Consider the following 24,667-nt stretch of genomic DNA (forward strand, 5'->3'; position numbering starts at 1 on the left):
GATGAAAATGAGACAAGGATTAACACGTATACCAAGGAAGCTAATAGGGCTCTTCTCTTTTTGGTTGTTTTTATTTTTAGCCCCTTTCGCAGTCGCGAACGAAGTTCAGTCTAATGCCTTCAAAAGCATTGATTTCCGTACCAATAAAGACAAAGACGCGGTGATCGTGGTTGAGCTTGCTTCGCCTGCTGCCATTGTGGACATCAAGCGCGTGCAAGAAGGCTTGAGTATCGATTTGCTCAATACGTCAGTTAAAGATGATCAGCTTTATCTTCTTGATGTAAAAGACTTCTCTACCGTAGTGGAAAGTGTCGAGATATTTCGTGATACCTCGACAACGCGCCTCGTGGCTTATATTGATGAAGACTATACCCATGATTACCGTCTGACAGGGCGATACTTGGAAGTTAAAGTGGGTAAGCTCAAGCCGAACGAAAAGGTGCCAGACAAAAGTATTCTGGAAAAAGAAGGCAAGTTGATTTCGATTAACTTTCAAGACATCCCAGTGCGTAACGTTCTGCAACTTATCGCGGATTATAACCAGTTCAACTTAGTTGTTTCTGACTCAGTAGAAGGCAATCTCACATTGCGTCTTGACGGTGTGCCTTGGCAGCAAGTACTCGATATCATTCTGCAAGTAAAAGGCTTAGACAAACGCGTGGATGGCAACGTTATTCTGGTCGCACCAAAAGATGAGCTGGACTTGCGTGAGAAGCAGCAGTTAGAGAAGCAGAAGCTTGAGCAAGAGATGGGAGATCTTTCTTCGGAGATCATCAAAGTGAACTTTGCGAAAGCCTCTGATATCGCAGAGATGATCAATGGTGAAGGTAATATCAGCATGTTGTCGGACCGCGGCAGTATGACGATTGATGAACGCACCAATTCTCTGCTGATTCGAGAGCTTCCTAGTAACATTGAAGTGATTCGTGAAATCATAGAGTCTCTCGATATTCCAGTGAAACAGGTTCAAATTGAAGCGCGTATCGTTACCATCAATGAAGGTAATATGGACGAGCTGGGTGTTCGTTGGGGCTTTACTTCTATTAATGGTAGTCACACGGTGGGTGGTTCTATCGAAAACAACCTTGCCACTATCGGCCTTTATGATGGCGGAGGTGGTGACGGCGAAGGTGACGACGGTGGTGGTAGTGTCGGTATCGATGACTTCCTTAACGTCAACTTGGCAGCAACCAGTCCAAATGCAACCAGCCTTGCCTTTCAAGTGGCTAAGCTAGGTTCTGACACCTTGTTGGATTTAGAGCTGTCTGCACTACAACAAGAATCAAAAGCTGAAATCATTTCAAGTCCACGTCTCATTACCACTAACAAAAAACCGGCCTATATAGAGCAAGGTACAGAGATCCCTTATTTAGAGTCGTCATCCAGTGGTGCAACTTCTGTGACCTTTAAAAAAGCCGTGCTTAGTTTGAAGGTGACACCGCAGATTACTCCTGACAACCGTTTGGTGCTGGATTTAAGTGTTACGCAAGATAGACCAGGGCAAGTGGTAAAAACGGGCACTGGTGAGGCGGTAGCGATCGATACTCAACGTATTGGTACTCAAGTGTTAGTGAATAACGGAGAGACCGTCGTACTCGGTGGTATTTTCCAACATAGTATTACCAACTCCGTCGATAAGGTGCCTTTATTAGGTGATTTACCGCTGTTAGGAGCGCTTTTCCGCCGAAGTTACGAAAATGTAGGCAAAAGTGAGTTGTTGATTTTTGTTACACCGAAGGTCGTTATTCAGTAAGACAGAATCAGCAAAAAAACGATTAGATCAAAAATAAAGTTGCATTAGTGGCACCATGCTTGGATAATTTCGGGTCTTATCACGAATTATCTGTGAGGAATTGGTGCCACAAGCCTTGTGAAACAGCACTTTGGCTGTGTTTTCTTGTGGCGATCTTATTGAATTAACGTTGTAAATTACCGCTAAATATGGCTGAGAAACGTAATATTTTTCTTGTTGGCCCAATGGGTGCCGGCAAAAGTACAATTGGTAGACATCTAGCACAGCAGCTGCATATGGAGTTCGTGGACTCTGATACAGTGATCGAAGAACGTACCGGTGCAGATATCTCTTGGGTTTTTGATGTAGAAGGTGAAGAAGGCTTCCGTAAGCGTGAAGAAACGGTGCTTGAAGACTTAACTCAAGAGCAAGGCATCGTGCTAGCGACTGGTGGTGGCTCTGTAATGAGCAAAGAAAACCGCAATCGCCTTTCTGCTCGTGGTGTTGTTGTTTACCTAGAAACAACTATCGAAAAGCAACTTGCACGTACAAACCGTGACAAGAAGCGTCCATTACTTCAAACGGACAATCCTCGTGAAGTGTTGGAATCTTTGGCAGGCGAACGTAACCCACTATACGAAGAAGTAGCGGATTACACAGTTCGTACTGACGATCAGAGTGCAAAAGTGGTAGCCAACCAGATCGTAAAAATGCTAGAAGAGAGATAAGCATTTATCTTTTTCAAATTGGAGCACACCGATGGAACGGATTACGGTCAATCTAGCAGAGCGTAGCTACCCAATCTCTATTGGCGCCGGGTTATTTGAGGACCCGGCGTACCTTTCTCAAGTTCTCTCAAATAAAAACGCAAATCAGAAGGTTGTCGTGATCAGTAATGTCACGGTCGCGCCTCTGTACGCGGACCAAATTCTTAGTCAACTAAAGCAACTTGGTTGTGATGCCTCTTTGCTTGAATTACCCGATGGTGAGCAATACAAAAGCCTAGAAGTATTTAATCAAGTCATGAACTTCCTGCTAGAGGGAAGCTATGCACGTGACGTTATGATTATTGCACTGGGCGGTGGCGTGATCGGTGATTTAGTTGGTTTTGCTTCCGCTTGTTATCAACGTGGGGTGGATTTTATTCAAATCCCGACCACCTTGTTGTCTCAAGTTGATTCTTCAGTTGGTGGTAAAACTGCGGTTAACCATCCGCTGGGCAAAAACATGATTGGCGCTTTCTACCAACCTAAAGCGGTCATCATTGACACCAATTGCTTATCTACACTGCCAGAGCGTGAGTTCGCCGCTGGTATTGCTGAAGTGATCAAGTACGGCATCATTTATGACGGTGCGTTTTTCGATTGGTTAGAAGAGAATCTCGATCGCCTCTATGCCCTTGAAGAAGAAGCACTGACTTACGCGATTGCACGTTGTTGTGAAATTAAAGCGGAAGTCGTTGCTCAAGACGAAAAAGAATCGGGTATCCGAGCATTGCTCAACTTGGGTCATACTTATGGTCATGCTATTGAAGCTGAGCTAGGTTACGGCAATTGGTTACATGGTGAAGCCGTTTCTTCTGGCACCGTGATGGCTGCGAAAACGTCACATCTTCGTGGGCTTATCACTCAAGAACAGCTTGATCGCATTATTGCGATTCTGCGTCGTGCGAAATTGCCAGTCCACACTCCAGAAAGCATGACTTTTGATGATTTTATGACGCACATGATGCGTGATAAAAAAGTGCTTTCAGGTCAGCTTCGTTTAGTTTTACCTACGGGGATTGGTAGTGCAGAAGTCATTGCCGATACTCCTCAAGATGTGATCAAACAAGCTATCGACTTCGGTCGCGATATTTAACCTTGTAATGACGTCTTCGGGCGTCATTCTTGTTGTTTATTAAGGTTATTAGATGAGTTTTGCTCACGTTCTGGAATTGGATTCTCAAACCGAGTTATTGGATCGATTAGGATTGTTAACCAACTTTGGCTCTAATCTTATCGCGATTAATGGCCATGCGGGATATGGCAAATCTTGGTTAGCGCAACGATATCTTGAGCTTGGTGCAAGTAACAAAAATCAATGTTTGCTACTTTGTCATGCCAATCAAGATGATGTTCAACGTCGAATGCTCATCTTGAGCCAGATCGTTTCGGATGCTTTATTTAACCAACAAGATACCTTGGTTGACAGTCTTGAAAGAATCTTGGGTAACGAGGCATGCGACATCGCTATTGTTGTCGATGATGCACATCTTCTCAGTGAAACGTTAGTTTCGGAGCTTTGGACGTTAGTACTTGCAGCGCAAGTGAATCCGAAGTGGAAAATAAACATCTTGTTATTCACTCAAGCTGGTCGATTGGAATCATTATTGTCACGTATTAGTTACGGACAAGAGCACAAACCAGTAGAGCTTGATGTAGAAATGCTCTCAGAAGTGGAAGCGCGTCGTTTCTTTGAATCCTTGGTGATTCGGTACGTTGATGATGAATCCGAAAAGCGCGTTCGAGATGCATTTAAAAAAGTCGACCCTGTACCGGGTGACATCATGGCGTTAGGAGAAATGAAAGTGGAAAAAAGGATCATTATCCGCTCAATTGTTGGCTCACCACTAAATATCGCATTGGTGGTGCTGGTTCTATTACTGTTAGCAGCGGGTGGGTACTGGTGGATGTTCAATCAACCAAGTGCTGACGATAAAGCTCAGCTGATCACTGGTAGTATTGAACAAACGGCCATTCCAACCTTAACGACTCCAGAATCAAAAGTCAGTGGTGCAGATTCTGCAACCGCGCAAAATGATACCAATGAGCAAGCGGATTTAACTAAGGCAACGGACGATTCTGATTCACTGCCTCCAGCGGTAACGGATGAAGTGGCAAGTGTTGGCTCTGAAGATAAACAGCAACGCGTTGTGATTGAATCTGACGTCGTGGATGCGCTGTTGGAAGGAAAGCCAGAGGAAGCCAATACAGATGACATCAAACAAGTGGTTGAAGAGTCTGTTCCTCAAGCGAAAACTAGCGCTGCTTCGTCATTGATTAATGTGGTTAAAAAAGAGCAGGTTGCATCAACAGAACTGAGCCCTTCCAGCAAGCCGATCGTAAAATTCTCTTTTGCGCGAAAAGAGCTCAAAGCGATTTCGCCAAGAGCGTATACCTTGCAGCTAGCCGCAATGACGTCAATGGAAGATGTGCAAGCTTTTTTGGATGAACACCAACTTAGCCAACAAGTGAGAATCTACCCAACCGTGCGCAGCGGGACGGAATGGTACATTGTGACCTATAAAGATTATCCGACTATCCAACTTGCACGCGATGCGGTGGAAAGTTTGCCAGAATCACTGAAATCGTTGAGTCCTTGGGCAAAATCTTTAGGTCAGGTGCATCGTGAAATTGATCGCGTGAAATAATCCTGAGCTTCGTTGAAAAATATGTTACATTCCGCAGCCTTAATTTTTGGTCGATAGATAGAGCAGTAGATGAAAAAGCAACGAGCCTTTCTTAAGTGGGCAGGAGGAAAATACGGTCTGGTTGAAGACATCCAACGTCATTTGCCACCGGCTCGAAAGCTAGTTGAACCTTTTGTTGGTGCAGGTTCAGTATTTCTAAATACTGATTATGACCAATATCTATTGGCCGACATCAACCCTGATCTGATCAATCTCTACAACTTACTGAAAGAGCATCCTGAAGAGTACATCTCAGAAGCGAAACGCTGGTTTGTTGCTGAGAACAATCGTAAAGAAGCGTATTTAAGTATTCGTGCTGAGTTCAACAACACAGACGATGTGATGTATCGATCACTGGCCTTCTTATACATGAACCGTTTTGGTTTTAATGGCCTTTGTCGCTATAACAAAAAAGGTGGCTTCAACGTGCCTTTTGGCTCATACAAGAAGCCGTACTTTCCAGAAGCTGAAATGGAATTCTTTGCTGAAAAAGCGAAGAAAGCCACTTTCGTTTGTGAAGGCTATCCTGAGACATTCAGTCGAGCACGTAAGGGCAGTGTGGTTTACTGCGATCCACCTTATGCTCCACTATCGAACACGGCAAACTTCACCTCTTACGCTGGAAATGGCTTTACGCTTGATGACCAAGCCGCATTGGCGGACATCGCAGAGAGGGCAGCGACTGAACGCGGCATTCCTGTTTTGATTTCTAACCACGATACGACACTCACGCGCCGCTTGTATCATGGTGCTGCTCTGAGCGTTGTTAAAGTTAAGCGTACTATTAGCCGTAATGGCAGCGGCCGAAACAAAGTCGATGAGTTACTGGCTCTTTTTAATGCGCCGAACTCGGATACTTCTGCCTCATAATTCTCACACTATTACGTCTAAGTAGTGGATCTCCCCACTGGCTTCGGTAGAATTGCGCGCAACATTATTTGTTGTTTGTTCGCCACTACTGAGGTCAGGTATGAAAGATTTTCTTATTGCTCCATCCATTTTATCGGCTGATTTTGCTCGTCTCGGTGAAGACGTGGAAAAAGTACTCGCAGCGGGTGCGGATGTGGTGCATTTCGATGTAATGGATAACCACTACGTACCAAACCTGACTTTTGGTGCGCCAATCTGTAAAGCACTTCGTGACTATGGCATCACGGCTCCAATCGATGTTCACCTAATGGTGAAACCCGTAGACCGCATCATTCCAGACTTCGCGAAGGCGGGTGCATCGATGATTACCTTCCACGTTGAAGCATCAGAGCACGTTGATCGTACATTGCAGTTGATCAAAGAACATGGCTGTCAAGCTGGTGTAGTACTTAACCCAGCTACACCGCTGTCACACCTTGAATTCATCATGGATAAAGTTGACCTAATTCTTCTAATGTCAGTAAACCCTGGCTTTGGTGGCCAATCATTCATCCCTCATACGCTGGATAAATTGCGCGCTGTACGTAAGATGATTGATGAGTCTGGCCGTGATATTCGCCTTGAAATTGATGGTGGTGTGAAAGTCGATAATATTCGTGAAATTGCGGAGGCTGGTGCGGACATGTTTGTCGCAGGTTCTGCAATTTTCGGTCAGCCAGACTACAAGCAAGTGATCGACCAAATGCGTGAAGAGCTAGCAAAAGCAAAATAAGCATTGAAGTCTTAAGCTTCCAAGGCTGTCACTTTGCTGGCAGCCTTTGTCATATCTAGGGCTAGAGCGAGGAAGATATCGTATGAGTGACGCAAATAATCACTTGCCTATTTTGCTTCCTTTCTGTACTATCCGTCTTCCTTAATTCTCGGTCAATTTTCTTTAGTTCCTTGCTTCCTCTGGACGACCGAGCCAATCGTGGAAGCTAATAATCCGTAAGGAGCAACCAATGCGTCATTACGAAATCGTATTCATGGTGCACCCTGATCAAAGCGAGCAAGTTGCTGGCATGATCGAGCGTTACACTGGTTCAATCACTGAAGCTGGCGGTAAAATCCACCGTCTAGAAGACTGGGGCCGTCGTCAACTGGCTTACCCAATCAACAAGCTTCACAAAGCTCACTACGTTCTAATGAACGTTGAAGCTGACCAAGCTGTAATCGATGAGCTAGAAACTGCTTTCCGTTTCAACGATGCAGTTCTACGTAACATGATCATGCGTACTAAAGCGGCTATCACTGAGCAATCTATCATGCTTAAGCAGAAAGAAGAGCGTGCAGAGCGTGCTCCTCGTCGCGAAGAGCGTGCTGAAGCTAAGCCAGAAGCAGCTGCTGAGTAATATTTCTTATGACCAATCGAATGGAGCTGAGTGGCACCATTGCCAAGCCGCCCATTCGTAGTAAAAGCCCTGGTGGCATTGAACACTGTCGATTTTGGTTAGAGCATCGCTCTACCGTTATCGAAGCTAATCTACCTCGACAAGTATATTGTCGAATGCCGGTAGTGGTTAGTGGGCTTGGGTCACAAGCATTAACTCAGAATTTAGTACAAGGCAGTAACATTAAGGTAGGCGGTTTTGTCGCTTATCAGACCGGCCGAAATGGCGTTGGGAAATTAGTGTTACACGCCGACAACATTACTCAAATTTAAGATCAGGAGATAGCCCATGGCTCGTTTCTTCCGTCGTCGTAAATTCTGCCGTTTCACTGCAGAAGGCGTACAAGAGATTGATTACAAAGACGTAGCAACTCTTAAAAACTACATCACTGAAGCTGGTAAAATCGTACCTAGCCGTATCACTGGTACAAGCGCTAAGTACCAGCGTCAACTAGCTCGCGCTATCAAGCGTTCTCGCTACCTAGCTCTACTACCGTACACTGACAAGCATCAGTAATCGGTTCGTTTTATTAAGAAAGAGGATTAAACAATGCAAGTTATTCTACTTGATAAAATCGGTAACCTAGGTGGTCTTGGCGATACAGTAAACGTTAAGTCTGGCTACGCTCGTAACTTCCTTATCCCTCAAGGTAAAGCAGTTATGGCAACTAAAGGCAACGTTGAAATGTTCGAAGCTCGTCGCGCTGAACTAGAAGCTAAAGTTGCTGAGCAACTAACTGCTGCTGAAGCACGTGCTGAGAAAGTTAACGCTCTAGAAGCAGTTGTTATCGCTTCTAAAGCTGGTGACGAAGGTAAACTGTTCGGTTCTATCGGTACTCGTGACATCGCTGACGCTATCACAGCTGCAGGCGTTGAAGTTGCTAAGAGCGAAGTTCGCCTTCCTGAAGGTGCTCTACGTAACACTGGTGAGTTCGAGATCAGCGTTCAACTTCACTCTGAAGTTTTCGCTACTGCGAACGTACAAGTTGTTGCTGCTGAGTAATTCAGTACCAAGACGAAATATTAAAAAGCACCTCTTTTGAGGTGCTTTTTTTATGTCTGATTTTCAGAGAAAAAGTGAGAATTAGAAGGCGAACAGTAAGTTTACAGAGAATACACTGTCTGCTTTACTGAGCCCCTCTGGCACTTTATCGTGGTATTGACGCGAGTGTGCCAACTTTAAGGCGATATCTTCAGTGATGTCGTTAGTCACGCTGAGATCACTATCGACACGCGTGTTGCTTTTACCACTTACTAAGGTAATGTCGGCAGAAAAACTTAAGTTATCCAAAGCATGCCACGTGGTATTGATATTCCCACGGAAAATGCCTTCTCGAACGATATTAGGAAAGACGATATCGTCATCGTCTATCTCATCAAGGTTTGGTTCTTGATAACGAAAGCCAGGACCGATCTCCGCCTCTAGCGTGAAATTCTCTGTATAGGCGAACTGGTAACCCAGACCGCCAGAAAGTGTGTAGTCTTTAAAGTAAGCACTGTAGCGCGAATCAACCCCTTTAAAACTGCCGTACAAATAAGTCTTTGAGCCTAACTTGTAGTCACTTTGCGCGGTGTAGGTCGAAGAACGCTTGTCTTCTTCACCATCTTTATAAAGGTTGTAATACTTCCATTCACCGTTTGAACGGTGTCGGCCAGAAGTATATTCAGCACTCAGACGAGCATTCAGGGAACGAGAGTCCGTGTTACCTGTGTGAGCTTGATAGCCGAACTCGACCTCAGTAAGTAGAGGATCGGGCACTTCAATTTCTTGCTCTGGCTGTACTGATTCTTCAGCGAACGATGCTCCCGTGCAAAGTAAGCTAAAGCCAAGTAACCAGTATCGGGACACAAATACCTCGAACGTAATTAAAAAAGGAGGGGCATGATACTGATACAGATATTTTATTGGGTCAATGGTAGGTTAAATTTTATTAGACCTAAACGTAAGAACCAAGGTGTAGGCTCCCTCTCGAACGACTAAACTTAGTGAACTATCTGTTTCACTACGGATAAATCGATTCTAACTAAATCACAAAAGTTAACTGCGATGAAAAGCAGATTGTTAGTCATTCACTTGTTGAATTCTTAACAAGTAATTGTCGCATCGGGGAAGCATCTTGGTTGGGTTTAAGGTTATAATCTTGGGTCATTAGTAGTTATCGAGCAAAGTCATGGCGGAAAACAGAAATCGCAAACCTTCAGACAGTCAGGTAGACGCAATCAAAGTGCCACCTCACTCACTGGAAGCCGAGCAATCAGTGATTGGTGGTCTCTTACTGGACAATGAACGTTGGGACACCGTTGCAGAGCGTGTTGTCAGCAGTGATTTCTATAGCCGTCCACACCGTCTTATTTTCGAAGGCGTGAAAACCACACTAGAAGCGGGTAAGCCTCTCGACTTAATCACACTTTCTGAACATCTTGAGCGTCATGAACAGCTTGAAGATGTGGGTGGCTTTGCTTACCTTGCCGATCTGGCCAAAAACACACCAAGTGCTGCGAATATTAATGCTTATGCCGATATCGTTGCTGAACGCGCGATTGTGCGCGGTTTAATTGGTGTAGCCAATGAGATTGCGGATGCAGGTTACGATCCTCAAGGTCGTAGCTCTGAAGACTTAATTGACCTAGCCGAGAGTAAAGTTTTTGCAATTGCAGAGGCTCGTACCAGTGAGAATGAAGGCCCACAAAACGTGGATAACATTCTTGAAAAAACACTTGAACGTATCGAGATTCTGTACAAAACACCACAAGATGGTGTGACAGGTGTCGATACTGGTTTTACTGACCTCAACAAGAAAACGGCTGGCCTACAAGGCTCTGACTTGGTGATTGTTGCTGCGCGTCCATCGATGGGTAAAACGACCTTTGCGATGAACTTGTGTGAAAATGCCGCGATGCAGCAAGAAAAGCCGGTGCTTATTTTCTCGCTAGAGATGCCAGCAGAACAGTTGATGATGCGTATGCTTGCGTCTCTTTCTCGTGTTGACCAAACCAAGATCCGTACTGGTCAGCTAGACGATGAAGATTGGGCGCGTATTTCTTCTACCATGGGTATCCTGATGCAGAAGAAGAACATGTACATTGATGACAGCTCAGGTCTAACTCCAACAGAAGTTCGCTCGCGAGCACGTCGTATCGCTCGTGAACATGGTGGTCTATCAATGATCATGGTCGACTACCTTCAGTTGATGCGTGTCCCTGCAATGTCGGATAACCGTACTCTTGAGATTGCAGAGATCTCACGTTCACTTAAAGCATTAGCAAAAGAGCTGAACGTGCCAGTTGTCGCACTATCGCAGCTTAACCGTTCTCTAGAGCAACGTTCTGATAAACGCCCAGTTAACTCGGACTTGCGTGAATCAGGCTCTATCGAGCAGGATGCAGACTTGATCATGTTTATCTACCGTGATGAGGTTTATCACCCAGATAGCCCATACAAAGGCACCGCAGAAATTATCTTGGGTAAACAACGTAATGGTCCTATCGGTTCAGTACGCTTGACCTTCCAAGGACAACACTCGCGCTTTGATAATTACGCGGGTCCAGCATTTGATATTGATGATGAGTAATGCAATGAGTTACAAGAAAGCCGCGATGGCATGCATTGACTTGTCTGCGTTGCAATACAACCTGCAACGTGTAAAAGAGCAAGCACCAGACAGCAAAGTGATGGCGGTGGTCAAAGCCAATGGTTACGGCCATGGCCTACGTCATGTCGCGAAGCATGCGACACACGCCGATGCCTTTGGTGTTGCACGGATTGAAGAAGCGCTGCAATTACGCGCTTGTGGTGTGGTAAAACCCATTCTGCTGCTAGAAGGTTTTTACTCACCAGGTGACTTACCTATTTTAGTGACCAACAACATTCAAACGGTCGTGCACTGTGAAGAACAGCTTGTTGCTCTGGAGCAAGCAGAGCTGGAAACCCCTGTGGTCGTTTGGCTTAAAATCGACAGCGGTATGCATCGCTTGGGGGTTCGTCCAGAGCAATACGACGAATTCGTTTCACGCTTAAAAGAGTGTTCAAACGTAGCGAAACCACTTCGTTACATGAGTCACTTCGGTTGTGCAGATGAGCTAGACAGCAACATCACTCCTGAACAGATTGAACGTTTTATGTCTTTGACTGCTGGTTGTCAGGGAGAGCGTTCTCTTGCAGCTTCAGCTGGTTTACTTGCTTGGCCACAAAGTCAATTGGATTGGGTTCGTCCGGGGATCATCATGTACGGTGTTTCACCATTCAATGATAAAACGGCGCAAGAACTTGGCTATCAACCGGTCATGACACTAAAATCGCACTTGATCGCAGTTCGTGAGGTGAAGAAAGGCGAAAGTGTTGGCTATGGTGGTATGTGGACCAGCAAGCGTGATACCAAAGTAGGGGTCATTGCGGTTGGCTATGGCGATGGTTACCCGCGAACTGCCCCGAATGGCACTCCCGTTTTGGTCAATGGTCGCAAAGTGCCTATTGCTGGTCGAGTCTCAATGGACATGTTGACTGTTGATCTCGGCCCTGATGCGACAGATAAGGTCAGTGATGAAGCAATACTATGGGGGAAAGAACTCCCTGTAGAAGAGGTGGCAAGCCACATTGGCACCATTGCTTATGAGTTAGTGACTAAACTGACTTCTCGTGTCGAAATGGAATATTCGAAGTAACCCATGAAGAAAATATTATTTTCAGTGCTGGCATTCTCTGCCAGCCTTTTTTTATCTCCACAGACGCTGGCGAAAGAGAAAGATTCAGCATTTGTTCCTTTCTATTTCAGTACGGATACCATGGGGAGCACCGTCGGTTTAGCCGGGGTTGCGAAAGGTGTCGGTCAGCCTCAAGCGGCTTTATTCGGAATGGGACTTTATTCTGAGAAAGATAGCTATGTCGGTTTTCTTTCTGCCTTCAATTACGCTCTATCTTCAAATCTGTTGTTCAGTACGCAGATGTACCAAGCGCGTTTTAACGATAATCCGTACTACTTAGGCAACCAAGGCTCGAATGACTCTTCAACGGAAGATAAAACCGTGACTAATGGAGACGAAGATAACTATAAGCTTGAATTCAAGTACTTACTGCCTTGGGGGAATGTCCGTGAACATGGGTTACTTGGCGCATTCCAACCGGTTCGAGATGTTAGCTTTGCTTCTCCAATTGACTCGGGAGTGAGCTCCATCATCTTCACGCCTTTTTACTCGTCTCGAGAGTTGGATATCTACAATGATAAAAAGGAAGAAGCGACGGGCTTTACTCTGACCTTTGATTGGGATAATCGAGACAGTGTACGTAACACGACGCGTGGCTCTCATACCTCTTTCGACCTAACCACTGGCGCGGACAGTTTGCAATCAGAGGATCTGTGGTTAAAGTGGGAATTTCAAAACAGCCAATATTATTCATTGGGGCCGTTAGGGGATTGGTTCGATCAACAAGTGCTCGCCTTTGATTTTTTCACTGCAGATACGCCGACGTGGGATCAATGTGATGGTGCAGTGTGTAGTCGTCCACCAGAACAAGAACAAGTTCGTTTAGGCGGTTTGTATCGTCTACGTGGTTATACAGCTGGTCGCTACCATGGACGCAGCGCGATTCACTACTCTGCTGAGTATCGTGTATTGCCAGATTGGCAACCGCTCGATGATATTCCATTGATTAACTACTACGACTTACCATGGTGGCAGTGGGTAGCTTTTGTCGAAGTGGGTAGAGTTGCAGATGAATACAATCTTAAAACATTACATGAAGACATGAAGTGGAACATCGGTGGTGCAGTGCGCTTCCAAGTCGAGGGTATTGTTGTTCGTGCTGAAATGGCCAAAGGTGCTGATGAAGGCACCTTCCGAGTAATGATCAATCAGCCCTTCTAAATTGAGATAAAACAAAGGCTAACCAGTTGGTTAGCCTTTGTTTTATCTGAACTATTCACCGTTGATGGTTGCGATGACACGACGGCTTCCGCCGTAATCGCGGTGCTCACCCAAGTAAATACCCTGCCATGTTCCTAACGCTAATTGACCGTTTTGGATGGGAATTGTCACACTATTGCCCAATAAGGACGCTTTGATGTGTGCGGGCATATCATCATCGCCTTCATAAGTGTGTTGGTAGTACGGGGCACGCTCAGGAACAAATTTGTTGAAGTGGGCTTCCATATCCATGCGTACTGTTGGGTCGGCGTTTTCATTTAAGGTCAGGCTAGCGGACGTATGTTGAATAAACAAATGTAACAAACCTACTGAAAGCGATTGGATTTGTGGTAATTGTTGTTCAATTTCATCAGTGACCAGATGGAAACCACGCTGACGCGCTTTTAATTGCAGTGTTTTTTGTGCCCACATATGCGTTCCTTTGGAAAAATTTGATTTGGCGTCTATCCTAATCCAATTAGAGCCTGTCATTACGAAATGATATGATTCTCAGCATCATAAATTAATTGTTTAAATTTGAAACAGGGAACGTGACCTAACTCAATGTGAGTGTAAAGGCACTCCGTCATAATTGATGGCTGAAAAAAAATTACAAAGACTTGTTTTGTGGCAATTCGCCCTAACATCTTATTTATATTCTATTTGCTAAATCGGGGATTCCGCAGTTTTCGCTAGACTGTAAGGAATGGAACCTACTGTAACATCGGGATAAAGACCATGTTGAAAAATATCAATCCAACGCAAACACAAGCTTGGAAAGCGCTAACTGCGCATTTCGAATCTGCACAAGATATGGATCTGAAAGAGCTATTTGCTCAAGACGCAGCGCGTTTCGACAAATACTCTGCACGCTTCGGCTCAGACATCCTAGTCGATTATTCAAAGAACCTAATCAACGAGGACACTCTGAAGCACCTTTTCGCTCTTGCTAACGAGACTGAGCTTAAGTCAGCAATTGAAGCGATGTTCAGTGGTGAAGCAATCAACAAAACAGAAGATCGCGCTGTTCTTCACACGGCACTGCGTAACCGTTCTAACAAGCCAGTAATGGTTGGCGGCGAAGACGTGATGCCTGCGGTAAACGCAGTTCTTGAGAAAATTAAATCATTCACTGATCGCGTAATTGGCGGTGAGTGGAAAGGTTACACAGGTAAAGCAATCACAGACATCGTAAACATCGGTATCGGTGGTTCTGACCTTGGTCCTTACATGGTGACTGAAGCACTAGCACCATACAAAAACCACCTAAACCTGCACTTCGTTTCTAACGTTGATGGTACTCACATCGTTGAAACTCTGAAGAAAGTCGATCCAGAGACAACACTATTCTTGATCGCGTCTAAGACATTCACGACTCAAGAAACCATGACAAACGCGCACTCTGCTCGTGATTGGTTCCTAGAAACTGCTGGCGATCAAGCACACGTTGCCAAGCACTTCGCAGCGCTTTCTACTAACGCTCCTGCAGTGTCTGAGTTTGGTATCGATACAGACAACATGTTTGAGTTCTGGGATTGGGTTGGTGGTCGTTACTCACTATGGTCAGCAATCGGTCTTTCAATTGCATTGGCTGTAGGTTACGACAACTTTATCGAGCTTCTAGACGGTGCTCACGAGATGGATAACCACTTCGTATCGACAGATCTAGAAAGCAACATCCCTGTAATTCTTGCTTTGATCGGTATTTGGTACAACAACTTCCATGGCGCTGAGTCTGAAGCAATCCTACCGTACGACCAGTACATGCACCGTTTCGCGGCGTACTTCCAGCAAGGTAACATGGAATCTAACGGTAAGTATGTTGACCGTGAAGGTAACGCAGTGACTTACCAAACTGGTCCTATCATTTGGGGTGAACCAGGTACTAACGGTCAGCACGCGTTCTACCAGCTGATTCACCAAGGCACTAAGTTGATCCCATGTGATTTTATTGCACCAGCAATCAGCCACAACCCAGCAAGCGACCACCACCAAAAACTGATGTCTAACTTCTTTGCACAAACAGAAGCTTTGGCATTTGGTAAGCCTGCAGAAACAGTGCAAGCAGAATTTGCGAAAGCAGGTAAGAGTGAAGAAGAAATGGCGTCTCTAGTACCGTTCAAAGTATTTGAAGGTAACCGCCCAACGAACTCTATCCTAGTTAAGCAAATCACACCTCGCACGCTAGGTAACCTGATCGCAATGTACGAGCACAAAATCTTCGTTCAAGGCGTTATCTGGAATATCTTCAGCTTCGACCAATGGGGTGTTGAGCTAGGTAAACAACTAGCAAACCAAATCCTACCTGAGCTAGCTGACGGTTCTGAAATCAGTTCACACGACAGCTCTACAAACGGTCTAATCAACGCATTCAAAGCTTTTAAAGCTTAATGTTTGAATAGATAGAAAAAGAAAAGGTCAGCAAGTGCTGACCTTTTTTATTGTCTGAGACAGAAACAAATAGGTTGGCATTTACCAACTTATTTATTCTCTATTATTCGAAGCAAATCTCGATGAAGGCATTTCCCCACTGTGAAGAGAAAGGCATGATGATGATTGAGCCTTCACACTTGTGGCGAATGGTATGGCCTCTACCTGATACCACAACTGGCGTTGCCATATCAAAGTCGAACCCACTTTCCGCTAGAATACGTTTCGCACCACCAGTCACCATGTTAGTGATCTCACCAACCATGTCAGTCACTTCCTCGTTCAGTCCGTTTGGACGTTCTCCAAGCATGTTTTGCATGATTTCTAGTGCTAACGCTTCATCAAAGGTAATCGACATTGAACCACGAGTTTGTGGGCCAACCATACCAATAAGACCAGAAACGTCACCTCGTGCGATCTCATCTTTCTTGATTCGCGGTTTTTGTGGCTTCAATTCTAGCGAAGCCATAGTTTTTAGAACATTCATTAAAGAAGCTAAAAACGGGTTTACAAATTCAGCGCGCATAACGTTCTTCTATCTTTCTTCTTTCGTCTCCGAGGAACACGCCTGGCATTCGCCATGGGTTTCGATAACTTGATTCGTTAGCTTGAATCCATGTTTCTCGGCGTTATTGGCTAATAAGGATATCAGCGTCTCGTCTTCGAGTTCAACGACATCGCCACATTTATCGCAAATTAACAGTTGGAAAAAATGCTGTTGAGTATTGAACGAACAACAAGTAATAAAACTGTTCGTTGATTCCACTCGATGAATAAAGCCTTGTTCTAGAAGAAAATCTAATGCTCGATAAACAGTCGGTGGCTTAGCCTGAGGCTCACTCTCTTTCAGTTGCTCCAATAGCTCATACGCACTAGAGGCGCGGCGATTAGAACAAATTAGCTCAAAAACGCGTCGGCGCTGCGGCGTCAATCTTACTCCGCGCTCAGCGCAGATTTGTTCAATTTGTTCAAGGATTGTTGGGTCCAAATCTTTCACCATAACTATCGGACGTGCTTTATGATAAACCATTTCTATACGAAGTTCGTTTAGAAATACTGCATTTTACCTACTATCAGACCGAAAATCATGAACTAAAGCAAGTCGATGAAGAGTAGAGTGAGCAACGGATATCACAGAACGAGATACCAATGCCGAAATAGGGTGTTGGGGCGGCGATTCACAGCGCTCGCATCCATTGCACGGTGGGTATACAATACCCGACTTAATTTTTGGGGCGCAACGCCGCGCTCTACCTTGGCAACGTAAAAACGGGTGTTTATATCATGACTCATTCTTGCAGGCTCTCTGTAGCACCAATGTTGGATTGGACGGATCGTCATTGTCGCTACTTCCATCGCTTAATGACCAAAGAAACCCTGCTGTACACCGAAATGGTAACAACAGGTGCGATCATTCATGGAAAAGGAGATTTCCTAGCTTATAACGAAGAAGAGCACCCGTTAGCCCTTCAACTTGGCGGTTCAAACCCAGCTGATTTGGCAACGTGCGCTAAGTTAGCCCAAGAGCGTGGCTACGATGAGATTAACCTAAACGTGGGTTGCCCATCTGATCGTGTTCAAAACGGTCGCTTTGGTGCATGCCTAATGGCAGAGCCTCAACTGGTTGCGGACTGTGTTGCGGCGATGAAAGACGTGGTTGATATTCCTGTTACGGTAAAAACTCGTATCGGTATTGATGACCAAGATTCTTACGAGTTCCTAACGGACTTTGTATCTATCGTCTCAGAGAAAGGCGGCTGTGAGCAGTTCACCATCCACGCGCGTAAAGCATGGTTAAGTGGTTTAAGCCCGAAAGAAAACCGTGAGATTCCACCGTTGGATTACCCACGCGCTTACCAGTTGAAGAAAGATTTCTCTTACCTGACTATCGCTGTGAACGGTGGCGTAAAGTCATTAGAAGAAGCGAAAGAGCATCTACAACATTTAGATGGTGTGATGATTGGTCGTGAAGCTTATCAAAGCCCCTACTTGCTAGCATCTGTTGACCAAGAATTGTTTGGTTCAACCGCACCAGTGAAGAAGCGCAGTGAGATCGTTGAAGAGATGTACCCGTATATCGAAGCACAACTTGCAAAGGGTGCTTACATTGGCCACATCACTCGTCATATGTTGGGCTTATTTCAAAGTATGCCTGGTGCTCGTCAATGGCGTCGCCACATCAGTGAGAATGCACACAAGCCAGGTTCTGGTTTAGAGGTGTTGCAAGATGCACTGGCGAAGATTCCAAAAGAATTGAACGTGTAAATTTCACCAGTGGTTGGTGAAAATTACCAACTCACAAATAGAAAAGCCAGAGTGCAGAAATGTCTCTGGCTTTATTTTTACTTATAGATCATGGTTTTATTCTTGTTTTAATAAGTTGGTACAGAACCTGCTCTAGTAAAACTAAAACAAAGGAGAAGTGATTATGTTGGAGCTGATCTTTATTTTAGTATTTGCGGCAACTTTGCTCGTGACTGGTATTACGATGGTGACTGTATTTGCCGCGACGGGTATTGCGTTAATCGTGATGTTCTTACTTGGTATGGTTGGAGCGGTATTGAAATTATTGCCCTGGTTAATTGTGATAGCACTTGGTATATGGTTTTTCAAAAACTTCGTTGCCCAGCCGCGCTATAAGTAACGGATTGTAGAGATTTAGTTGATAGAGGGCAGTGAGAGTATGATAATATTTCTCACATGCCCCTTAATGTTGAAATCAGCTATCTCGGAGTAAAAATTACATGACATATAAAGCGACCATCGCTTTAACGACACTATCGTTGGCAGCGTCTTATCCTTGTTTTGCAAATGAAGAAGCTTCTTCTTTTACTACCACTGTAGGTGCAGAAGTGTGGGTGGCAGATACTAAAGTTAATGAAGTAAGAAGAGATAGCAATACAACTGGTTCTTTCTATGCTGCGGTTGAGCACGACATAAAATACGTGCCAAATACTCGCCTTCGTTATTCTAACGTTGATGCAGATTACATGGGTTTCGACAAATTAGATCTCACTCTTTACTACCAAATTCTTGAACATGACTTACTGCATTTCGATGCGGGTCTGACCTTTAGTAATTTGAGTGACACTAAGTATGTGGATGCGGGTACAAATGCCCGTACGGAAGAGTTTGATGAACTTATCTGGGCTTGGTATGGCTACGCAGAAATCACCGTACCTAATACCAACTTCGATGTGATTGGTGAGATGAACTTCGGCGATAGCAAAGGCATCAAGAGCACCGACCTAATGGCTGGTGTTCAGTACCGTATCCCTTTCCAGGAATCTGAATTGACCTTCCGTGGTGGCTACCGTGTGATTGACCTTGAGTCAGAAGAGTTCTTATCGAGCTTAGGTAAAGAGTTCATTTTTGCTGATGGCTTCTTTGTTGGTGCTCAATACTCTTTCTAAACATAATTAACTTATTCCTTTAAAACGTCGCCTTATAAGCGGCGTTTTTTTATATCACTTCATTATATTCAATCGAATTAATCGCCCAAGTTTTCAGACTTCGACCATGCTTATTTAGGAGCAATGTATAAAAGTTGGAGCAAGGATTGCGATGACAATAAATGAATTGAGACATCTATTTCGTGATAACCAGCTGGTAGAAGCCATTATCGAACCTTCAATACAAGAAGGAGGTTGGGTTGTTGAGTTTAGGCATGCCCGTGGTGGTTTTGTCTGTCTTACCGATACTCATGGGGAAGAATGTCTCTATGATGACCTCGATACGGCCTCTAAATCGGCCATGGCAGTCGGCTTTCAACAAGTTCGGATTGAAGATCGTTGACCCTAACTTTGATTTTCTTACTTCCAAAAAGTTATAAAACATTCACATCTATTCTTTCTTGTTATTAGGGAGAGTGGTTAATCTATCGTCACGCAATGAATAGGGATGTCGTGACAATGTCTTTTCAAAAGAATGAGTCTTACAAGAATGTGTCGGAAGAAAATAATGGGCAAGGTGGAAACCCACCAATCGCAAGCCCTCTGAATGACCAGCAATTTAGTTCACTCCAGCAAACTGTCTCTGAGTTATCTTCACAACAACTCGCTTGGGTCAGTGGTTATTTTTGGGGTTTAGCGCAAAACCAACCAAGTTCAGCAGCTGCAGGCCCAATAGCACAGGCTGCTGCTTCTGTCGCTGCAAAACCAGCAGGCAAGCTAAGCATCATTTTTGCTTCTCAAACCGGCAATGCGAAAGGTGTTGCTGAAGCACTAGAGCAAGAAGCCAAAGCAGAAGGCATTGTTGTAGAGCTATTTGATGCTAGTGATTACAAAGGCAAAAATCTTGCTAAAGAAACGCATGTAATCATCGTTGCGTCCACTAATGGAGAGGGTGAAGCGCCAGATAATGCCATTGAGCTGCATGAATTCCTTCAATCAAAGAAAGCGCCTAAGCTACCAAACCTGCAATATGCGGTGATCGCTCTTGGCGATTCTAGCTACGAATTTTTCTGCCAAACGGGTAAAGACTTCGATACTTACTTATCTAAGCTAGGTGCAACTGCCTTCATCGATCGCATTGATTGTGATGTGGATTACGAAGCGCCGGCCGCAGAGTGGCGTAAACAAGCGCTTGAGCAAGTAAAAGAAGCGCTTTCTTCTGGTAACGAAGCGGAAGTGGTTCAACTTCCTGTTGGTCAAGCCGCTCCTGGTCACTCTGCTTATAACAAGCAAAACCCATATACCGCAACGTTACTGACTAGCCAGAAAATCACGGGTCGTGATTCGGACAAAGATGTTCGCCACGTAGAGATTGACCTCGAAGACTCAGGTTTAACTTATCAAGCCGGCGATGCTTTAGGTGTGTGGTTCGATAATAGTTCAGAATTAGCCAATGCCATCTTAGCTAAGGCTGGTCTATCCGGTGTAGAAAGTGTAGAAGTGGATGGTGAAAGCCTTTCTATTCATAGTGCATTGGTTAGCAAATATGAAATCACCGCATCAAACCCTCAGTTTGTCACCAAATTTGCAGAGCTATCTGGTAGTAAGAAACTACAAAAGCTAGTGGAAGATAAAGACAAACTTCGTGAGTACGCAGCAAACACTCAAGTCGTAGATGTGCTTGCGGAGAAGAAGACCAAGCTAAGTGCAGAAGAGTTGGTTGGTTTACTTCGTCGATTGACACCTCGCCTATATTCTATCGCTTCAAGCCAAACCGAAGTTGATGAAGAGGTTCACCTAACCGTAGGATTAGTTGAATACGATAAAGGTGATGAGAAGCGCTATGGCGGCGCATCGAGTTTCCTCGCTCAACGTCTGGAAGAAGGTGGTGAAGTGAAAGTGTTTGTTGAGCACAACAATAACTTCAAACTGCCACAAGATGACAACACACCAATCATCATGGTTGGCCCTGGTACCGGTATTGCGCCTTTCCGTAGTTTTATTCAAGAGCGTGATAACCGTGACTCGGAAGGCAAGAACTGGTTGTTCTTTGGTGACCGTACCTTTACCCAAGATTTCCTTTACCAAGTGGAATGGCAGAAGTACCTCAAGTCAGGTTTGCTGACTCGCCTTGATGTTGCGTTTAGTCGTGACCAAGCAGAGAAGGTTTATGTTCAACATCGCATCCTAGAAAACGCTGAACAAGTGTGGCAATGGATTCAAGATGGTGCCTACATCTATGTATGTGGTGATGCCACTCGTATGGCAAAAGATGTTCACGATGCGCTGGTATTTGTAGCCGAGCAACAAGGCAAGCTATCTCGTGAAGAAGCCGAAGCATTTATCAACGATCTACGTAAAGCGAAACGTTACCAAAGGGATGTGTACTAATGAGCGCGAATGAACAATCAAACAGCCAAGAAGTATTAGGTGAGGTACTTGGTCCACTCTCGGATAACGAGCGCCTTAAAAGAGAAAGTAACTTACTACGTGGAACGATTGAACAAGATCTACAAGACCGCGTTACCGGTGGTTTTACTGCAGATAACTTCCAGTTGATTCGTTTCCACGGAATGTACCAGCAAGATGATCGCGATATCCGTAATGAGCGTGCTAAGCAAAAGTTGGAGCCGTTGCACAATGTCATGCTTCGTGCACGTATGCCGGGCGGCATCATTACGCCAAAGCAATGGCTAGCGATCGACAAGTTTGCAACTGAGCACTCTTTATATGGAAGTATTCGTCTTACGACTCGTCAAACGTTTCAGTTCCACGGCGTGCTAAAACCAAATATCAAGTTGATGCACCAAACGCTCAACAGCATTGGTATTGATTCGATTGCCACCGCGGGTGATGTTAACCGTAACGTGTTGTGTACCACTAATCCAGTGGAGTCGGAGCTACACCAAGAGGCTTACGAGTGGGCGAAGAAGATCAGTGAACATCTATTACCGAAGACACGCGCTTACGCAGAGATTTGGTTAGACGGTGAAAAAGTAGAAAGCACGGAAGAAGACGAACCGATTCTAGGTAAGAACTATCTACCACGTAAGTTTAAAACCACAGTGGTTATCCCACCGCAAAATGACGTAGACGTACACGCTAACGATCTTAACTTCGTAGCGATTGCAGATAGCGGCAAGCTGGTTGGTTTTAACGTGCTCGTTGGTGGTGGTCTCGCGATGACGCATGGCGATACATCAACTTATCCACGCAGAGCGGATGACTTTGGTTTTATCCCATTAGAGAAAACGCTTGATGTTGCGGCTGCTGTAGTAACGACGCAACGTGATTGGGGTAACCGTTCGAACCGTAAGAATGCAAAAACGAAGTACACATTAGATCGTGTCGGAAGTGATGTCTTTAAAGCAGAAGTAGAAAAGCGTGCTGGTGTTAAGTTTGAGCAAAGTCGCCCTTACGAATTAACAGAACGTGGTGACCGTATTGGTTGGGTTGAAGGGATCGATGGTAAGCATCACCTAGCACTCTTCATCGAAAACGGTCGTCTGTTGGATTTCCCGGGTAAACCACTTAAGACAGGTGTTGCTGAAATTGCCAAAATCCACAAAGGCGATTTCCGTATGACGGCAAACCAAAATTTGATTGTTGCTGGTGTACCAAAAAGCCAAAAATCGAAGATCGAGAAGATTGCTCGTGAACATGGCTTAATGAATGATGGTGTGAGTGAGCAGCGTAAGAACTCGATGGCGTGTGTCGCATTTCCTACTTGTCCGCTCGCGATGGCTGAGGCTGAACGATATCTTCCTCAGTTTGTTACTGATGTTGAAGATATTCTAGAAAAGCATGGTCTATCGGAAGAAGACAATATCATTCTTCGTGTAACAGGGTGTCCAAATGGCTGTGGCCGAGCAATGTTGGCAGAAATCGGCTTAGTTGGTAAAGCTCCGGGTCGATACAACTTACACCTAGGTGGTAACCGCGGCGGTACTCGAGTACCGAAGATGTATAAAGAGAACATTACGGATAAGCAAATCTTAGAAGAGATTGATCAGCTGGTGGCTCGTTGGGCTGCCGAACGTGAAGAAGGCGAAGCATTTGGCGATTTCACGATTCGAGCTGGCATTATCCAAGAAGTGTTTATATCAAAGAGGGATTTCCATGCTTGATTCTGTAGCGTCCAACCCGGAGCTAGCAGAGTTACTGACATTAACTAAGACGGAGCAAATCCTCCGTCTTGCTCAAATCAATGTCGAGCTCGAACAGCTTTCGGCACAAGAGAGAGTAAAGTGGGCATTGGAGAATTTGGAAGGGGAGTTCGCAGTCTCATCCAGTTTCGGTATCCAAGCAGCAGTGATGCTCCATCTTGTGACACAACAAAAGCCGGACATTCCAATCATCCTAACGGACACCGGATATCTATTTGCGGAGACTTATCAATTTATTGACCAGTTGAAAGCGCAACTGAGCCTCAACCTTAAAGTATACCGAGCAAAAGAAAGCGCCCATTGGCAAGAAGCACGTTACGGAAAACTTTGGGAACAAGGTATAGAGGGAATTGAAAAGTACAACAAGATAAACAAAGTAGAACCAATGCGACGGGCTCTGCGTGAGCAAAATGTCGGTACTTGGTTTTCAGGATTGCGTCGAGAGCAAAGCCAATCTCGTGCAGGTCTACCAATCTTGTCGATTCAAAATGGTGTATTTAAATTCTTACCAGTGATCGACTGGACGAATAAAGATGTGCATTACTACCTAGAAGAACATGGTTTAAGTTATCACCCTCTATGGGACCAAGGATATCTTTCGGTAGGTGATACTCATACAACAAGGAAGTGGGAACCAGGCATGTCAGAAGAAGAAACCCGCTTCTTCGGTTTAAAACGAGAGTGTGGTCTTCATGAAGATGAGGGCGCAGAACAAGATGGTTCTGGCATCTAGTCATTTAGACGCCGAAACACACGTATCGGCTAAATAAAGAAAGCTGCTGTAAAGCAGCTTTCTTTATTTACAGTAAGTAAAAATGGGCAAAAAAGTATAACTCTGTGGATAAGTTGTTTAACTCTTTGGGGTAAAGTTGGATAAATAAGCCTTTGAATGAAAAGTCGACGTTTAACCATTATTTTTGCAATTTTTGCAAAATAACACTTGCCAACGTGAGCGCGATCTCTATAATGCCACCTCATCGACAGGGCAAGCGCTCACAAGGGTTCAAGCAACGTCGATAAGGTCAGAAAAAAAAGCGAAATAATTTGAAAAAGTGTTTGACACAAAAAATTATCTCGCTAGAATGGCCGCCTCTTCCGAAGTGATGTGAGTCACAAAGAAGAATCGCTCTTTAAAAATATAGACCTATCAATCTGTGTGGGCACTCGTTGATGATAATCCAATTAGAAATTTCTCTTAATAAAGAGCAGTTTCAAATTAGGTTTCAATGAACTGAGTGACCAATCAAGTCTTCGGACTTGGCACAGTCAATTCATTATCATTCTGTTGGAATGATA

The 24,667-nt window shown here is 44.7% G+C and carries 25 protein-coding genes; 21 read left to right on the forward strand and 4 right to left on the reverse strand.

The window, feature by feature from the left end; all coding sequences use genetic code 11:
- Nucleotide 1: 1 nt before the first annotated feature.
- The 10 genes from VJL_RS23040 to rplI all read left to right on the forward strand — a co-directional run bounded on the left by VJL_RS23040 (nt 2) and on the right by rplI (nt 8,485).
- Nucleotides 2-1,753: a type IV pilus secretin PilQ gene (locus tag VJL_RS23040; RefSeq protein WP_038865494.1), complete on the forward strand. Its 1,752-nt coding sequence runs from the start codon at nt 2-4 to the stop codon at nt 1,751-1,753.
- A 188-nt stretch (nt 1,754-1,941) separates the two neighbouring features.
- Nucleotides 1,942-2,460 carry a shikimate kinase AroK gene (gene aroK, locus VJL_RS23045; RefSeq protein WP_038865492.1) on the forward strand — a complete coding sequence of 173 codons (519 nt, stop codon included), beginning with the start codon at nt 1,942-1,944 and terminating at the stop codon, nt 2,458-2,460.
- A gap of 31 nt (nt 2,461-2,491) precedes the next feature.
- On the forward strand, nt 2,492-3,592 hold the full coding sequence (aroB, locus tag VJL_RS23050) for a 3-dehydroquinate synthase (protein WP_038881655.1): 1,101 nt from the start codon (nt 2,492-2,494) through the stop codon (nt 3,590-3,592).
- 52 nt (nt 3,593-3,644) lie between these two features.
- Complete coding sequence (locus tag VJL_RS23055) at nt 3,645-5,144, forward strand: SPOR domain-containing protein (RefSeq protein ID WP_038881656.1); 1,500 nt, start codon at nt 3,645-3,647, stop codon at nt 5,142-5,144.
- A gap of 69 nt (nt 5,145-5,213) precedes the next feature.
- Complete coding sequence (locus VJL_RS23060; RefSeq protein WP_038881658.1) at nt 5,214-6,053, forward strand: Dam family site-specific DNA-(adenine-N6)-methyltransferase; 840 nt, start codon at nt 5,214-5,216, stop codon at nt 6,051-6,053.
- A gap of 100 nt (nt 6,054-6,153) precedes the next feature.
- On the forward strand, nt 6,154-6,825 hold the full coding sequence (rpe, locus tag VJL_RS23065) for a ribulose-phosphate 3-epimerase (RefSeq protein ID WP_038865484.1): 672 nt from the start codon (nt 6,154-6,156) through the stop codon (nt 6,823-6,825).
- 229 nt (nt 6,826-7,054) lie between these two features.
- Nucleotides 7,055-7,444 (forward strand): 30S ribosomal protein S6, encoded by a 390-nt coding sequence (gene rpsF / locus VJL_RS23070; RefSeq protein ID WP_010443890.1) that lies wholly within the window; start codon nt 7,055-7,057, stop codon nt 7,442-7,444.
- Nucleotides 7,445-7,452: 8 nt separating this feature from the next.
- Nucleotides 7,453-7,755: a primosomal replication protein N gene (gene priB / locus VJL_RS23075; protein ID WP_005438449.1), complete on the forward strand. Its 303-nt coding sequence runs from the start codon at nt 7,453-7,455 to the stop codon at nt 7,753-7,755.
- 16 nt (nt 7,756-7,771) lie between these two features.
- On the forward strand, nt 7,772-7,999 hold the full coding sequence (rpsR, locus tag VJL_RS23080; protein ID WP_000090472.1) for a 30S ribosomal protein S18: 228 nt from the start codon (nt 7,772-7,774) through the stop codon (nt 7,997-7,999).
- Nucleotides 8,000-8,032: 33 nt separating this feature from the next.
- Nucleotides 8,033-8,485, forward strand: a complete 453-nt coding sequence (gene rplI / locus VJL_RS23085; RefSeq protein WP_038865482.1) for a 50S ribosomal protein L9 — start codon at nt 8,033-8,035, stop codon at nt 8,483-8,485.
- Between the two features lie 81 nt (nt 8,486-8,566).
- Here rplI and VJL_RS23090 read toward each other — a convergent pair whose 3' ends face one another.
- Nucleotides 8,567-9,331 carry a DUF481 domain-containing protein gene (locus VJL_RS23090; protein WP_038881660.1) on the reverse strand — a complete coding sequence of 255 codons (765 nt, stop codon included), beginning with the start codon at nt 9,329-9,331 and terminating at the stop codon, nt 8,567-8,569.
- Between the two features lie 322 nt (nt 9,332-9,653).
- Here VJL_RS23090 and VJL_RS23095 point away from each other — a divergent pair, with 322 nt between their 5' ends.
- From VJL_RS23095 to VJL_RS23105, 3 genes are read left to right on the forward strand one after another with little or no spacing between them, the layout of a single operon-like run.
- Nucleotides 9,654-11,054, forward strand: coding sequence for a replicative DNA helicase (locus VJL_RS23095; RefSeq protein WP_038865480.1), 1,401 nt, complete (start codon nt 9,654-9,656; stop codon nt 11,052-11,054).
- Nucleotides 11,055-11,058: 4 nt separating this feature from the next.
- The gene (alr, locus tag VJL_RS23100) at nt 11,059-12,144 is read left to right on the forward strand and encodes an alanine racemase (RefSeq protein WP_038881671.1); all 1,086 of its coding nucleotides are present in this window, start codon (nt 11,059-11,061) and stop codon (nt 12,142-12,144) included.
- A 3-nt stretch (nt 12,145-12,147) separates the two neighbouring features.
- Nucleotides 12,148-13,344, forward strand: a complete 1,197-nt coding sequence (locus VJL_RS23105) for a BamA/TamA family outer membrane protein (protein WP_038881662.1) — start codon at nt 12,148-12,150, stop codon at nt 13,342-13,344.
- Between the two features lie 51 nt (nt 13,345-13,395).
- Here the strand turns inward: VJL_RS23105 and VJL_RS23110 are convergent, their stop codons facing one another.
- A complete protein-coding gene (locus tag VJL_RS23110; RefSeq protein WP_038881664.1) occupies nt 13,396-13,815 on the reverse strand; it encodes a secondary thiamine-phosphate synthase enzyme YjbQ in 420 nt (139 codons plus the stop codon).
- 306 nt (nt 13,816-14,121) lie between these two features.
- On the opposite strand from VJL_RS23110, the gene pgi reads away from it, so the two are divergent.
- Entirely contained in the window at nt 14,122-15,774 is a 1,653-nt protein-coding gene (pgi, locus tag VJL_RS23115) for a glucose-6-phosphate isomerase (protein ID WP_038881666.1), read from the forward strand.
- Nucleotides 15,775-15,877: 103 nt separating this feature from the next.
- On the opposite strand, the gene VJL_RS23120 is transcribed toward pgi, so the two are convergent.
- Both VJL_RS23120 and zur read right to left on the reverse strand, forming a co-directional pair.
- Complete coding sequence (locus tag VJL_RS23120; protein WP_005381269.1) at nt 15,878-16,339, reverse strand: chemotaxis protein CheX; 462 nt, start codon at nt 16,337-16,339, stop codon at nt 15,878-15,880.
- Nucleotides 16,340-16,348: 9 nt separating this feature from the next.
- Nucleotides 16,349-16,813 (reverse strand): zinc uptake transcriptional repressor Zur, encoded by a 465-nt coding sequence (zur, locus tag VJL_RS23125; protein ID WP_038865518.1) that lies wholly within the window; start codon nt 16,811-16,813, stop codon nt 16,349-16,351.
- A gap of 284 nt (nt 16,814-17,097) precedes the next feature.
- Between zur and dusA the strand changes: the two genes are divergently transcribed.
- From dusA to VJL_RS23160, 7 genes are all read left to right on the forward strand, one after another.
- Entirely contained in the window at nt 17,098-18,078 is a 981-nt protein-coding gene (dusA, locus tag VJL_RS23130; RefSeq protein ID WP_038881672.1) for a tRNA dihydrouridine(20/20a) synthase DusA, read from the forward strand.
- Between the two features lie 163 nt (nt 18,079-18,241).
- A complete protein-coding gene (pspG, locus tag VJL_RS23135; protein ID WP_038881667.1) occupies nt 18,242-18,457 on the forward strand; it encodes an envelope stress response protein PspG in 216 nt (71 codons plus the stop codon).
- Between the two features lie 100 nt (nt 18,458-18,557).
- Nucleotides 18,558-19,226 carry a TIGR04219 family outer membrane beta-barrel protein gene (locus tag VJL_RS23140; protein ID WP_038881668.1) on the forward strand — a complete coding sequence of 223 codons (669 nt, stop codon included), beginning with the start codon at nt 18,558-18,560 and terminating at the stop codon, nt 19,224-19,226.
- 151 nt (nt 19,227-19,377) lie between these two features.
- Complete coding sequence (locus tag VJL_RS23145; protein WP_038865472.1) at nt 19,378-19,608, forward strand: hypothetical protein; 231 nt, start codon at nt 19,378-19,380, stop codon at nt 19,606-19,608.
- Nucleotides 19,609-19,724: 116 nt separating this feature from the next.
- On the forward strand, nt 19,725-21,596 hold the full coding sequence (locus VJL_RS23150) for an assimilatory sulfite reductase (NADPH) flavoprotein subunit (RefSeq protein WP_038881669.1): 1,872 nt from the start codon (nt 19,725-19,727) through the stop codon (nt 21,594-21,596).
- The gene (gene cysI / locus VJL_RS23155; protein WP_038881670.1) at nt 21,596-23,332 is read left to right on the forward strand and encodes an assimilatory sulfite reductase (NADPH) hemoprotein subunit; all 1,737 of its coding nucleotides are present in this window, start codon (nt 21,596-21,598) and stop codon (nt 23,330-23,332) included. Before VJL_RS23150 ends, cysI begins: the two co-directional genes overlap by 1 nt.
- Nucleotides 23,325-24,104: a phosphoadenylyl-sulfate reductase gene (locus tag VJL_RS23160; RefSeq protein WP_038865467.1), complete on the forward strand. Its 780-nt coding sequence runs from the start codon at nt 23,325-23,327 to the stop codon at nt 24,102-24,104. The genes cysI and VJL_RS23160 overlap by 8 nt, the downstream gene beginning before the upstream one ends.
- Nucleotides 24,105-24,667 lie beyond the last annotated feature (563 nt).

Origin of the sequence: Vibrio jasicida CAIM 1864 = LMG 25398 (genome assembly GCF_000400365.1) — a bacterium.
Classification (GTDB): domain Bacteria; phylum Pseudomonadota; class Gammaproteobacteria; order Enterobacterales; family Vibrionaceae; genus Vibrio; species Vibrio jasicida.